The following is a 13074-nucleotide window of genomic DNA, read 5'->3' as shown; positions in this document are numbered from 1 at the left end:
AAAGTATTATTTATATACCCAATTGGTTATAAAAACATATTTATTTATTGAGAGTAGGTGCCTTCATGAAAAAGACAGCTCTGTACAAGCAAATCCAGATGGAGATCAAGGGACGGATTGCTTCCGGGCAGCTCCGGCCGCTCGACCGCATCCCTTCCGAGCAGGAACTAATGGATGAATTCAAGGTCAGCAAAATAACGGTTAAGAATGCATTGACGGAGTTGGCGGATGAGGGACTCGTCACGCGCATTCAAGGCAAAGGAACGTTTGTTGCGGCGGATTTGAAACCTGTCGAAGTAAAGGCGCCTGCCCCCGGGCCGGAATCCGAGCCCTTCAAAGTTCCGCTTATCGGCTTCATCATTCCTACCATGAAAACAACCGTCATCCAGAAGCTTGTTGACCATATCGAGTTCTATTTGAAGGAAGCCGGCTTCCGAATGATTCTTAGCATTACCCGGGAGCATGCGGCTGAGGAATCCAGGGCGATTACCGCTCTGGTCGATGCCGGCGTTCAGGGGCTTATCGTGTTCCCGACCGAGGACGAGAAGTATAACGAGTCCCTTCTGCGGCTCTCTCTGGATAAATTCCCCTTTGTGTTTATTGACCGCTTCCTGCGCAATATCGAGACGTATACGATTACTTCGGACAATGACGGCGGCGCCTATAGGACGGTGACGCATCTGTTATCGAAGGGGCATCGCCAGATCGCGTTGATCTCGCCGGAGAACACCAATACCGCCATTGAAGACCGAACGACCGGCTTTGAAAAAGCCTATATCGATCAAGGCGAATCCATCGACAAAAGCCTTTGGTGCCATGTGCCGCTGGAGGTTCTGCGCAGCGAGGGCGCGCTGAATTACGTAACCGACTTCCTGAAGTCGCATCCGACTATCACCGCCGCCTTCACGTTAACCGAAGAGATTGCCGGTCTGACCTGGCAGGCGCTTCGGCTGCTCGAGCGCCGCACCGAGGTAGAGCTCTTCTCCTTCGACAATCCGGACATCCCGAATGTCCCTTACGTCCAGCAGGACGAGCAGGAGCTCGCCCGCTCCGCGGTTATGCTGCTGCAGGACCAGATCGGGCAAACGTACGACCCGCGGCACATTGTCGTGCCGGTACAGCTGGTGTTTCCGTGAAGCGTGCGGGGAAGGTGCGAGCTGGGCATGCGCGGAGGCCTAACGATGCGGCGCATCGTTAAGAGGCTGGTAGAGTTACTTTTTCGGGACCTTAACGTTGCGGCGTATCGTTAGGGTTAGAATAAGCTACAGTGCAGGTCATTTGCTCGTTGTGGTCCATAAGTACCCCGTTTCAGATTAACCTGCACTTTTGCAGCTGCCGTGCATGATGAGCTAGTCTATTTGAAGTAGCTCAAGCCAATTAATTGGTTACTTATTCGTACTACAGCTTCACCTGGGACGGAATGCTACACGCTAGCGCGCCAGAGATACCGCTTAAATAAAAGAGGCTCTCCTTGACGGGAGAGCCTCTTCTTACTTTCGCTTCAATACTATTCTCTATTAGATATTTGCGAATACCTTGTCAAACCCGGCTTTGGAGCGTTCCAGCGCTTCTTCCACCGAGCTGACGATGTCGCCTGGCGCAAGGATTTCTTGCGCCACCGCGCCGGTGTAGCCGATTTTCTTCAGGCTGCGCAGGAAACCGGGCAGATCGATGACGCCTTCGCCCGGATACACGCGGTCATTGTCCAGCACCTGCTCGACCGGAATGTCTTTCGCATCGTTAATATGAACATGAACGATTTGCTCAGGGGACAGCTTTTCGATATCCTCCGTGCCGAGCCCGTTTGTATACCAATGATAAGCATCGAACAGGAGGCCAACGTTCGGAGCATGGATTGCATCCGCAAACGCAAGCGTATCCTCCATGGAATAGATAAACGGATACTTCCAAGCCGTGCGCAAATGATGCGGTCCAACGAACTCAAGTCCAAGCTTAACGCCGTAATTATTTAATATGTTCGCGGATTCTCTCAAACGGCGGACGGCCTGAATCGTGAAGATTCCAGGAGATACGTCCGTTGCCGGCAAAATATACGTGCAGCTTGCCGTACAGCCCAGCTGCGCCGCGGCTTTTGCCTGCTCCTCCAGCTGAGGCAGCCCGTCCCGGAACGCTTCGTCCGTCGTGCGCCATTCGACCGGGAAGCCGCATGAACCAACCGAGATTCCGTTCGCCGCCAGCAATTCTCTTGCCCCGTCCAAGCCGTATGTATGAATAAGACCCGCAGCGTCCAGATCTACCGATTGAAATCCGTACCGCGCCGCCTGCTCAATAAAGGCTTTGTCATCACCGATTGGTCCTAGTCCTGCTCGCGTTAATCCTTTCAGCATCTGATCAGCTCCATCCAAATGTAAATAGGTACTACTATCATTATACAGGAGCCCTTTCCCCGTCACTATTATAAAAAGGCGCCATTTCATTTGTTAAATGGCGCCTTTTTATTCTGCTTTACTGCAGCAGCCCGTCGAGCAGGCGAGCTAGCCCTACAGCCGCTTCCGCTCGGGTAACTTCCTTATCCGGAGCGAAGTTTCCGTTCCCGGTACCGTTCATCAAGCCGGAAACAAACGCTTTGTTAACCGCCTCAAGCGCCCAGCCGGAGATCGCGTTCATGTCGTTATATTGGTGTCCATCCGTCACGCCAACCGCCCCAATCTTAAGCTCGAAAGCTCTTACGATCAGAGCCGCCATCTCTTCCCGGCTGATCTTGTCGTTAGGCGCAAACGTATCCGCGTCGCGTCCTTGAATCAAGCCGGCTTTCGCGGCCGCCGCAACCGCAGCCGCATAATAAGCATCCGCATTTACGTCCGTAAACGGCAGACTATCCGCCGCCGGCAGCTCCAGTACCTTCGCCAGGACAACCGCGAATTCACCGCGCGTAATCGACCGGTTTGGCGTAAAATGCTCCGCATCCGTACCGTTAATAATCTGAAGAGCCGCAAGCTGCATAATCGCGTCGCTTGCCCATGAGCCATCCGGAACATCGGCGAAATGCTTCTCTCTCGTCAGCACCGCGTAGCTTCCCGGCTGAGCAATAAACGTCCGGATAACCGTCCCCGCCTTATCCGTGCGGCCGCCGGCATAGCTCCATCCGTCTTCCGCGCCGCCCATATAAATACCGGCAAGCTTTGGATTCAGCTCCTCGCTTACCGGGAGCTGCAACAGAACAGGGTATGCCCACTTCGTCAAAGGCTGTTTGGTGCCAGCCGCCGTCCACAAGCCAACTTGAATATTATAGATGCTTCCTGCTGCCTGCCATTCCTCGCCCGCTGCCCCAGGAACCGCTGCAGGACCATTGGCGGAAGTCAATGAGATATAAAGACTTGCCCCCGTGCCCTGCCCGCTTGCGGCGAGTAATCGGGAAGCGGCTCGCAGCGCGTCCGCACCTACCGTTAGAACCCCGTAGCCGATCTTAATCTGCAGATCGTTTGTCCCCAGCAGCTCGCCTGCCTGGAGCGGCAGCTTCAGCGCGGTTACGCCAGCCGGAGCGTTCAGCGCAACCGTACCTTGGCCCGTTGTCTTGAGCTGCCCCGCGGTCACTTCCCAAACCGTCTTATCCTGAGGCGTACCTGGATTAGACGGCCCGCTTGGCCCCGGATCCGTCGGATCTGTCGGATTTGTATCACCCTGATAGAGACCAATCGAGTCAAAATAAAGGATGCCGCTGCCGAGCGTGCCGTCCCCTTGATTGACGTAAAGCGAAAACTCCGTAATGGCGTTCAGATCCAGCGTGCCGTTGCCCGCCGTATTCCACGGGGCGTGCACAAACTGATCGAACGGCATCTTCAGCCCTTTTGCCTGCGTGCCAGTCAATGTCACGTAATACTCCCAAGTCTCGCCGTCCGATTCCTTGAACTGCACAACCAGCTTGCGGCCGGAACCGTCCGGCGTATACCAGAACCGGATGCCGTCCTCGCCGCTCCAATCGGACAGGCCGAGCGGCTTAGTAGCTCCGGCAAAGTTGGTTACCGTATCCGGATACGAGTATTCGTACTTCAAGCCGAAACGTCCGCTTTCCTTATGCTCGGCATCCGGCGTCATCGTCAGGCTGCCGCCCCATGGGTTGCGGGTGTACGACCCAAGGGCAACCAGCTCCCGGCCGTCATAATAATCGAAGTTGTCGATTACCGGAATGGTCGTCAGTCCAATATCATCCAAGCTGACCGAATACGTTCCGGCAGAGCCGCCGCCTTTATTCACGTAAATCGAGTACTCGGCTACGCTTGATACATCCATGACGCCATCCCCGGTTGACCACTGCGTACGGGTTAAGCCGGCAAGCGGAATCGTCACAAGCTGTTCCTCCGTACCCGCCATGCTTACCTGCGCTTCCCAAATATCGCCGTCCGTCTCTTTGAACTGGAAGGTCAGTCCATGGTTTGCTCCGTTAGGCAGCATCCAGAACTGCACGGCATTGCCGCCTTCGGACCAGTTCATGGCGCCAAGCGCCTTGTTCACGCCGGCATAACCAACTGCATCGGTTAGCGTATAGTCCAGCTTCAGGGCGTAGCTGCCGCTTTTTTTCCATGCCGAATCCAGGGATGCCGCAATCCTATCGCCGCTTGCATTGCGCGCATAGGCCGCTCCGACGAGCGTTGAATTGCCTTGATAATACTCGAACGTATCGATATCCTTCAGCTTCGCAGCCTTGATATCGTCCAAATAAATCGCGCCGGTACCGGCATCTCCCGCCCCGCGGTCCACATAGACCGAGAATTCCGCAATGGAGTTAATGTCGAGCCTCGAATTGTCCTTGCCGCTCCAGCTTGGCATCGCAAACAAATGGAAAGGAACGCTGACGGTCTGCGCGGCCGTACCGGAAGCTGCGATCTTCGCTTCCCAATACTCGCCGCTTGTTTCCTTCACCTGCACCGTCACGCCGCGCTTCCGGCCGTCCGGCTCCAGCCACAGCTGAATACCGTTGTTGCCGGTCCAGTCAATGCCTCCAAGCTGCTTCGTTACGCCGCCGAAGCTCTTGCTAGACAAATCATAAGCCAGCTTCAGTCCCAGTCCGCCTTCGCTCTTGTGTTCGGCATCCAAAGACAAGGTAATGGGGCCGCCATCCGAATTGACCGAGTATCCGGCAGCCAGCTTGCTGTTATCCCCGCCATAGCCTTCAAAGGTATCGATGGTCGGCAAGCGATAAAGCTTAATATCGTCAATCATTAAGGTCGTATCGCCAGCGGGACCGTCGAAATAAAGGCCAAATGAAGCGGCGCCGCTTAAGTCTACCGTTCCGTTGCCTTGTCCGGCATGGCTGCTCTTCCACCAATCCGGAATATAGAAGCTCCGGAACGGGAGCTGCACGAGGACCGGCTCATTGCCGCTGATGCGGGTATCCGATTTCCACACTTCGTTTTGCGTGCCCATGCCTTCGGTCAGCTGCAGCGTAAGGCCAACCTCCTTGCCGCCCGGATTCACCCACAGCTGGATGCCGCTGTTGCCGGACCAATCGGCGCCCGCGAGGTCCTTCTCCATGCCGCCCCAGCCTTTGCTGAGATCCGTAACCAGCTTCATGGCATAAGTGCCGTTCACCTTGCCTGCCGTATCGAGCGACAAGGTAACCGGCGAACCGTCCGCGTTCGCTTTATAAGCCGCGCGCAGTGCATTGTTTGAGCCCGTATAGCCTTCGAAATCATCGATAATCGACGATTTCTTCACTTCCGCCGGCGGATCCAGCTTCGCTCCGCCTACCCCGATCTGCAGGCTGCTGACCTGCGGATTCCAGCGCTGATCCTGATGGCTTTCCGGCACAACCGGAAATTCGAATTTCACATACCGCGTACCGGCAGGCAGCTGATAAGCGATATAGTCGGTTTTCGCCCAGTATCCTTCGCCCAGCTTGCTCGTCTTCACCACATTCGTAAATTCCGTGTAATCCGTTCCGTTCGCCGACGTGTAGAACCTGAAATCCGGCAGGACGTAATCGGCCGGGTTCTGCCTGGCGTACTCGTAGAACTTGAAATAGTTCATATCGCCGTCCGCTTTGTACGTAAACCACTCATGCTCGTTGGACGTACGGGACAGCCGCTTCGTATCGCCGCCGAAATATTCCGGCGTATCCGACGAGAAGCCAAGGTTAACGGAATGCGAATCCATCTTGAGGAAGTTGTTCAGGTCATCGGACAAAATCCCGTTTGCGATGCCGCCCTGCTGCACGGAATCCGGGAATGTAAGAGCCGAACCGTCATGCTCGTACTCAATGACCACCTTGCCCAGCTGCCCCGCCGCGGATGCCGCCGGATAGTCGATCCGCAGCACCTTTACGCCGTTTGCCAGCTCACCGGTCGTATACACCCGCTTTTTCCACGAGCCGCCCGACTCCGCCGCTTCCGCATCAATCGGCTCAAAAGCCAACCCGTCTACCGAAGCGGACAAACCAAAGTTTTGATCGCTGCTCGCCGAAGCGACATAACCTTCCACCGTTACGGACTTCACCTTAACCGGCGTGCCGTCTTCATGAAGCGGAATCGCGTATTGCACGCTTTGCTGATTATCGGCTGCTAATGCTTTGATACGGGATACATCCCCGCCAAAAGCGTCAGGATCGCGGCTTTCGTATTCGAGATCCGAGGTATGGCTGTACAGCTTCCCGAAATTGCGCATTTCGTCTTGAATGACATGCCTTGCGACAACCGGCCCCATAACGGCCGAGGGTGCGGATTCGCCCGCGCTGTTCTTTGCCGTAACCCGGTAGTAATAACTTTGACCCGTGACGGCGCCAGTATCGTCGAACAGCTGCGATTCCGTCGGCACCGCGTCATACACGTTCTCGCCAACAACCGCCCAGCCGCCGTCCGGCTGCTCCGAACGTTCAACCCGGTAAGACGACGCGCCAACCGAACCCAGCCAGCTGATCGTGGAGACGGAAGCAACCGGCAGCATAACGGGAGCATCCGGCTTCTGGAGCGCAGGCGGTTCCATGCCGCGGATTTCAAACGCTTTGTCCCGCAGCGCATTCAGCATATTCGTCTCGTCAAAGCCGTCGCCCGAAGGGAAGCCCGGCCAGCGGTACGCTCCGTAAAAGACGCCGTTAAACGTCGATTCGGTATGCGGGTAAAACCCTCCGTCCCGGCTATGATAACGAAGGCTCCAGATCATTGCGCCGGAGGTGCCGTTCTCGATCGCGTTATCGAGGAACGAACCAAGCTCGTTTGTCGGCTTGAAGCCAAATTCTCCAACGATAAACGGCTTTTTGCCCGCTGCCTTGTTCTTGTCGACGTTCACCTGGGAGGCATAACTCGGGTAATGATCCGGGTAGTAGTGATTGGAAACGATATCGATCGCGTCATCCGTCAGGGAAGCGTCGTCGATGCCGTATTTGCCGTCGAGCACGAGATGGTTGGCGTCGATGCTTTTAATATACGCCGCGATATCATGCGTCCAGGCCGAAGACTGAGGCACCAGCTCGTTGCCCGTCTCCCACGCGAGAATCGTTGGATCGTCCTTGTAGGCAACGCCGGTGAATGTATTCACCCGGTTCAGCGTATACGAAATAACCGATTTAAAGTCCGCGATCAGCTGCGGATCGGTCCAGAACGCGTCCTTGCTCTTGCCGCGGAAAGCCGCGTATTCGGCAATCCCGCCCTGCCATTGATACTGGTCCACAAACGGGAGAATGAGATGAATCCCGTACTCTCCGGCCAGTTGAATCATTTTATCGTAAGCAACAAAGGCATCCTCGTTAAAAACCAGCTTGTCGTCCGAGCCTACGCCCATAATGTGGCGCACCATGCCGGCGGGATCATCCGCTTTGCGCACGGACAGCACATACGGCCTGGTCACCGTACCGCCCATCTGGACAAGCGTCTTGAACGCATCCTCCTGCTCCCACTCGGTTGGCGTGCGCCAATAAATATCCTCTACCATCGATAAGGTTGGCACGTTGGCCGAAATAAACCGGAACTCCTGAGCCCCGTCCATCAGCTTATCGCCGCTGCGCGTAATGAACGGGGATACGGCTTCCGCTACGATTGGCTCGCCCGATTCCTCCGCGTAGACTCTCGAGCCTTGTGTTCCGGGCATAACAACCGAAGCCGCTACGAGCACCGCGAGACCAAGCGACAGCATCTTCTTGCGCATAAACATAGGTCCACTCCTTCAAAGGTCATTGAGACTTTCGTTATTTGACCGAACCGCTGACGATCCCGGAGAAGATAAAACGCTGCATGAAGAGATAGAGGATTGTCGTCGGAATAAGAATAATAAGCAGCGCCGCGCATACCACGTTCCACTGCGCGCTGTTGACGCCCACGAAATTCATCAGCCCCGTCGAGACGACCCGCAGCTTCTGCGACGGCATGTACAGATACGGAATATACATATCGTTGTAGATCGAGATGCTCTTCAGAATCACCGCCGTTGCCGTCGCCGGCGCCAGCAGCGGGAATATAATCGAGCGGTAGATCCGGAAGAGCGACGCCCCTTCGATCATGGCATTCTCGTCGAGATCGTAGGGAATATGGCGGATAAACTGCAGATACAGGTAAATCTGAACAACATCCGTCCCGATGTACAGCAGCACCGGACCGTACAGGGAGTTGAACAGGCCCAGCTCTTTAATAATGCCGAAGGTAGCAACCTGCGTGGTGACGGACGGTATCAGCGTAGCCGCGACATAAGCGCCGAGAATCCAGGATTTCAGCTTGAAATTAAACCGTCCGAGCGCAAACGCCACCATCGTCCCCATCAGCACGTTGCCAAGAACGGACAGAACAAGAATCGTTCCCGTATTCATAAAAGCGTTCAGCATATCCCCGCGGTGGAACACCGTGGAGAAGTTATCCCAGTTGGCAAACGAGTGCGGGAAATCGAAAACGCCGGATTTGGCGTATTCCTCATTGCCCTTGAACGCATTCAAGACGACAACATACGGCGGGAACAAAATGACGAATACGGCTGCCAGCAGCACGGCGTATTTCAGGACGGCAGCTAACGTTCCAGAAGGCGAGACCGAGGCCGGTCGCGTGATAACGCTGCCGGTACGGTTTTTCAACGGAGCTTCCATGACCTAGTCCCCCCCTCGCAAAATGAGCTTCCGCTGCACAAAGATCACCAGCACCACGATAAACAGCAGCACCATCCCCATCGCCGAAGCGAGCCCGTAATTGCTGAAGTTAAAGGCCGTCTCCACGGTCTGGGTCACAAAGGTCTGGCTGGAGCCGGCCGGTCCGCCCTTCGTCATCACAAACGGCAGATCGAATACTTCAAGCGCGCCGCTGACCGTCAGCAGCATGCTGAGCTCCACGATTTTGATAATGCTAGGCCAGGTAATGTAGATGAAGGATTTGAACGGTCCTGCCCCGTCGATTTTCGCCGCCTCGTAAAGATCGCCGGGAATCGATTGCAAAGCCCCTAAATAAATCACCATATTAAAGCCCATAAACTTCCATGCCGAGATAAATGCAAGCGAATAGTTGACGATAGCCGCATCTCCCAGCCAGCTCCGAATCCAGGATTCCAGCCCGACGGAGGTCAGCAGCGCATTCAGCGAGCCGTTCTGGGCGTCATAGACATAGGTGAACATGTAGGCGATAGCCACGCTGTTCATAATGTATGGCAGGAAGAGCAGCACCCGGAACGCGTTGCGTCCTCTTAACCGCGAATTGAGAAGCACGGCAAAAAATAACGCCGCGATGTTCTGAACGATCCCCCCGATGAAGTACACGAAGTTATGGGAGAGAACCTTGAATATATCCGCATTCGTAAAAATTTCCTTATAGTTGCTTAAGCCTACCCAAGCCTTTGCCGGGCTGTAGCCATCCCAAGAGGTAAAGCTGAGCCATGCCAGATAAAGCGCCGGATAGAAGGAAAATACCGCAAGCAGCAGCAGCGGAAGCGTGAGGAAGGAAATCAATATGACATAGCGCTGTACCTTGTAACTCATTGCAAACATCGGCAACCCTTCTTTACTCCTTGATAAGGAGGAAGAGAAAACGTTATCGATTCCGCGATAAGCATCTTCTCTTCCCGTTAACCGCTATGGACCTTATTTGCTTAAAGCCTTCTTGGCGTCCTTCCACTTCTTGTTGTAGGAATCAAATACGGTCTTCATGTCTTTCCCCATAATCGCGTCTTGGGCAAAAGCGCTAGTGTCGAACTGCATTTTGTTCGCAATCGCGAGGTAATCGTCGTTCTCGACGGACATTTCGATTACCTTCGGATTTGTCGCCATAAATTCGTTCAGCTGAGCCAGCTTAGGCTTCTTGTCTTTCAGCACGGGGATGAAGCCCGCGTAATCGTCATAGCCGGATTCTTCGATCAGGAATTTGAGGAAGGCCTTTGCCGTTTCCGGATTTTCGCTGTTCTTATCAATACCGTAGTAGTAATCGGAAGCCAGAATAACCTTCGCTTCCCCGCTGTTATCCAGCGGCAGCGGGAAGAAGCCTACGTCCTCGGCAGCCGCGCCGTTGTCCACAACCTGCGGCACAACCCAGTTGCCAAGCAGGAACATCGCGATTTTGCCGGAAGCGACATCCTTCTTCGAGCCTTCCCAGTTCGTCGACATCAGGTCCTTCTCGACATAACCGCTGTCCACCATTTTCTTCAGGATGGAAAATGCCTGCCAGTGCGGGCCGTCAACGGCAAACGGCTCATCCTGCGTTGCCATCGTGTTGTGCAGGGACGGGTCATTGGCGAAAATAAACGCCTCCTGATCCCAGCCGTACAGCGGCCATTTGTCCTTGAAATTTGTCGCGAGCGGGATGATGCCCGCCGCTTTCAGCTTCTCCGCATCCGCGTAAAGCTCGTCGAGCGTCTTAGGCGCTTCGGTAATGCCGGCTTGGGCAAATGCCTTTTTGTTATACGTGACGCCCATCGCGGCGCTGCCGGAGGAGATGCCGTACAGCTTGCCGTCCTGGCTGCGGTTGTCCTTGAAATAAATGCGGTCGTTCAAGCCAAGATCGTCAAGAGGCAGATAGAAGTTTGGAAGGTCCGAGTTTTTCACCGTGCCGGGGATCAGGCTGATGTCAGCGAGTTCATTGGACGCCATACGGATTTTCGTGGTTTGGTCATAGTCCTTGATGGCTTCGATCTCCACCGTTGCGTCCGGGTATTTCTCATGGAATTTGGCCGCGTAGTTTTTGAGCTCCGTGTCTACCAGGTCCGTCCGGTTGGTTGTGAACACGACCTTGCCCGCAATCTTCGGAGCCGCCGGCTCTTCGCTGGCTGCGGCGTTTGTTGCGCCGGCGTTGTCGGCCGCATTTGTTGCCGCGGCATTATCCGCTTTATTGTTGCTTGGCGATGCCGTTCCTTCGTTGTTGCCGTTATTCGAGCCGCATCCTGCTGCCATTGTCATCGCGAGGCCTAACACGGCCATGGCGGAAATCAACTGCTTCTTCTTCAAACTGGGTTCCCCCTCGAATATGTAGTGAATGCGCTTACTTACAAATCCGATTATAGAGAAAGCGCCTTCGCAATTTAATGTCGCGATTTTTTGTTTATGGTCTTGTTTTTGGAATTTTTTCAAAAGCCAGCTTCGGCAACCCGAGGAAGAACTATAAATTCCGGTACTCCTTTGGCGTAATGCCTACCATTTTTTTAAACACCTTATTGAAATAGATAGAATCCGGATAGCCGACCTGCTCGCCCACCTCGTATACCTTCAGGTCCATTCTCTTCTTGAGCAGCTCCTTCGCCTTCATCATGCGCAGCTGCAGCACATATTGCGTAATGGTCAGCCCCGTCTCCTGCTTGAATAGCGTGCTGAGATAGCTGGGGTTAAGGAATACCTTCTCCGACAGCTCGGTCAGTTCCAGGTCTTTATCGTAATCCTGCTGGATCAGCTGCTTAACCGTCTCGATGACCCGATTGCCTCCTTCTTTGCGCAAGGAAGCAAGCTTGTATACCGAGAGCTCCAGCAGATGCTGGATCCGTTCCTTCAGCTCCGCCACGTTAAAAAAGTCGGCAACGGACTGGTAGACGCCCACGCCCGGCGGCGTCAGCTTCACCAGCTCATCCAGCAGACCGTCGGCCTTCTGCACGGCGGTATACAGCAGATTCGCCATAAACTGGACGAGGTCCGCATAAGGCGGCCGCACCCGCTCGATCTCCACGAACAGCTGCTGAACCGCCGTCCCCATGCCTTCGGCATCAAGCCGCTCGAGCGCCTGGGTAAACCCGCCCGTCAATAGCGCCGTAAAAAAAGCCGGCTCCGCGGGAGCGTTTGGTCCCTCCTTGCCCGTTACGACGGCAAACGCTTCGCGCTTGTAAATGCCGGCATAGGACAGCGCCAATGCTTCCCGGTAAGCAGCCAACGCAGCGGCGCTCCCTTTATAACTGCCGCTGATTCCGACGACAAACTTGCCTTTGGCGGCAAACTGCAGGTCGCTTATTAAACGAAGCGCTGACTTATGGGCTAGCCTGCATGTCTCTTCCTCCCTTGGAGAAGGAATCAGCAAGGCGATAACCTGCGCCTCCATCGCCACGCTTTCCATGCCTTCAGCGGCCATCGTTCTTCCCCACTCCAGCAGCTGCTCCTTCATGCCCTGATTCGAAGCCCGAATGGCAAGCACCGCGTAAGGCTGCTCGAATATAACAGGTGCGGAAGGCTCCTCCACGCCTGCGGATACGGGGGCATCCCTATCTCCGCCCAGCAGCCGGCGCAGCTGCTGCTCCCGCAGCAGGAGATCGCTCATTTGCGCTTTTTTGCTTAACAGCTGCTCCTTCTCTTTCTCCTGCTTCGCTGCCCTCAGCTCCTCATGAATATGAGACAGGTTCGCCAGCAGCTCCTCCTTGTCAACCGGCTTGATCAGATAATCCTTTACGCCGTACTGCATGGCGGTACGCGCATAATCGAAATCATTGTAGCCGCTCAAAATCAGACACCGCGTATCCGGAAGGCGGCGTCTTAATTCCTCTATGAATTGCAGCCCGTCCATATAGGGCATTTTGATATCGGTAATGACAACATCCGGCGTTAAACGGTCCAGCTCCTGGGAAGCCTCAAAGCCGTTCGAAAAGCTGCCGACAACCAGATACTCCTCGTTCAGCTTGGAAATGATCTTCTCCAGCCCGCGGCGGATCAGATCCTCATCGTCGATAATCATAATGCTCAGCATT

7 protein-coding genes are annotated in these 13074 nt (G+C 54.8%); 1 reads left to right on the top strand and 6 read right to left on the bottom strand.

The features are described from left to right. Positions 1-65: 65 nt before the first annotated feature. Complete coding sequence (locus EV294_RS19775; protein WP_132309910.1) at positions 66-1136, top strand: GntR family transcriptional regulator; 1071 nt, start codon at positions 66-68, stop codon at positions 1134-1136. A 381-nt stretch (positions 1137-1517) separates the two neighbouring features. On the opposite strand, the gene EV294_RS19770 is transcribed toward EV294_RS19775, so the two are convergent. From EV294_RS19770 to EV294_RS19745, 6 genes are all read right to left on the bottom strand, one after another. Next, positions 1518-2348, bottom strand: a complete 831-nt coding sequence (locus EV294_RS19770; protein ID WP_132309908.1) for a sugar phosphate isomerase/epimerase family protein — start codon at positions 2346-2348, stop codon at positions 1518-1520. Between the two features lie 118 nt (positions 2349-2466). Then, a complete protein-coding gene (locus tag EV294_RS19765; protein ID WP_165930753.1) occupies positions 2467-8097 on the bottom strand; it encodes an S-layer homology domain-containing protein in 5631 nt (1876 codons plus the stop codon). Between the two features lie 40 nt (positions 8098-8137). Further along, positions 8138-9022, bottom strand: coding sequence for a carbohydrate ABC transporter permease (locus EV294_RS19760; protein WP_243711723.1), 885 nt, complete (start codon positions 9020-9022; stop codon positions 8138-8140). A 3-nt stretch (positions 9023-9025) separates the two neighbouring features. Beyond that, positions 9026-9910, bottom strand: coding sequence for a carbohydrate ABC transporter permease (locus EV294_RS19755; RefSeq protein WP_132309904.1), 885 nt, complete (start codon positions 9908-9910; stop codon positions 9026-9028). A gap of 93 nt (positions 9911-10003) precedes the next feature. Then, entirely contained in the window at positions 10004-11359 is a 1356-nt protein-coding gene (locus EV294_RS19750; protein ID WP_132309902.1) for an ABC transporter substrate-binding protein, read from the bottom strand. 151 nt (positions 11360-11510) lie between these two features. Continuing rightward, positions 11511-13073 carry a response regulator transcription factor gene (locus tag EV294_RS19745; RefSeq protein ID WP_132309900.1) on the bottom strand — a complete coding sequence of 521 codons (1563 nt, stop codon included), beginning with the start codon at positions 13071-13073 and terminating at the stop codon, positions 11511-11513. Position 13074 lies beyond the last annotated feature (1 nt).

The sequence above is a fragment of the Paenibacillus sp. BK033 genome, from assembly GCF_004345425.1.
Classification (GTDB): domain Bacteria; phylum Bacillota; class Bacilli; order Paenibacillales; family Paenibacillaceae; genus Pristimantibacillus.
The sequence above is the reverse complement of the archived record's forward strand: the minus strand, read 5'-3'. Positions and strand labels throughout refer to the sequence as shown.

Coding starts and splice junctions, on each gene's coding strand:
- EV294_RS19775 (WP_132309910.1), top strand. CDS start 66: ATGAAAAAGACAGCTCTGTACAAGCAAATCCAGATGGAGATCAAGGGA.
- EV294_RS19770 (WP_132309908.1), bottom strand. CDS start 2,348: ATGCTGAAAGGATTAACGCGAGCAGGACTAGGACCAATCGGTGATGAC.
- EV294_RS19765 (WP_165930753.1), bottom strand. CDS start 8,097: ATGCGCAAGAAGATGCTGTCGCTTGGTCTCGCGGTGCTCGTAGCGGCT.
- EV294_RS19760 (WP_243711723.1), bottom strand. CDS start 9,022: ATGGAAGCTCCGTTGAAAAACCGTACCGGCAGCGTTATCACGCGACCG.
- EV294_RS19755 (WP_132309904.1), bottom strand. CDS start 9,910: ATGTTTGCAATGAGTTACAAGGTACAGCGCTATGTCATATTGATTTCC.
- EV294_RS19745 (WP_132309900.1), bottom strand. CDS start 13,073: ATGCTGAGCATTATGATTATCGACGATGAGGATCTGATCCGCCGCGGG.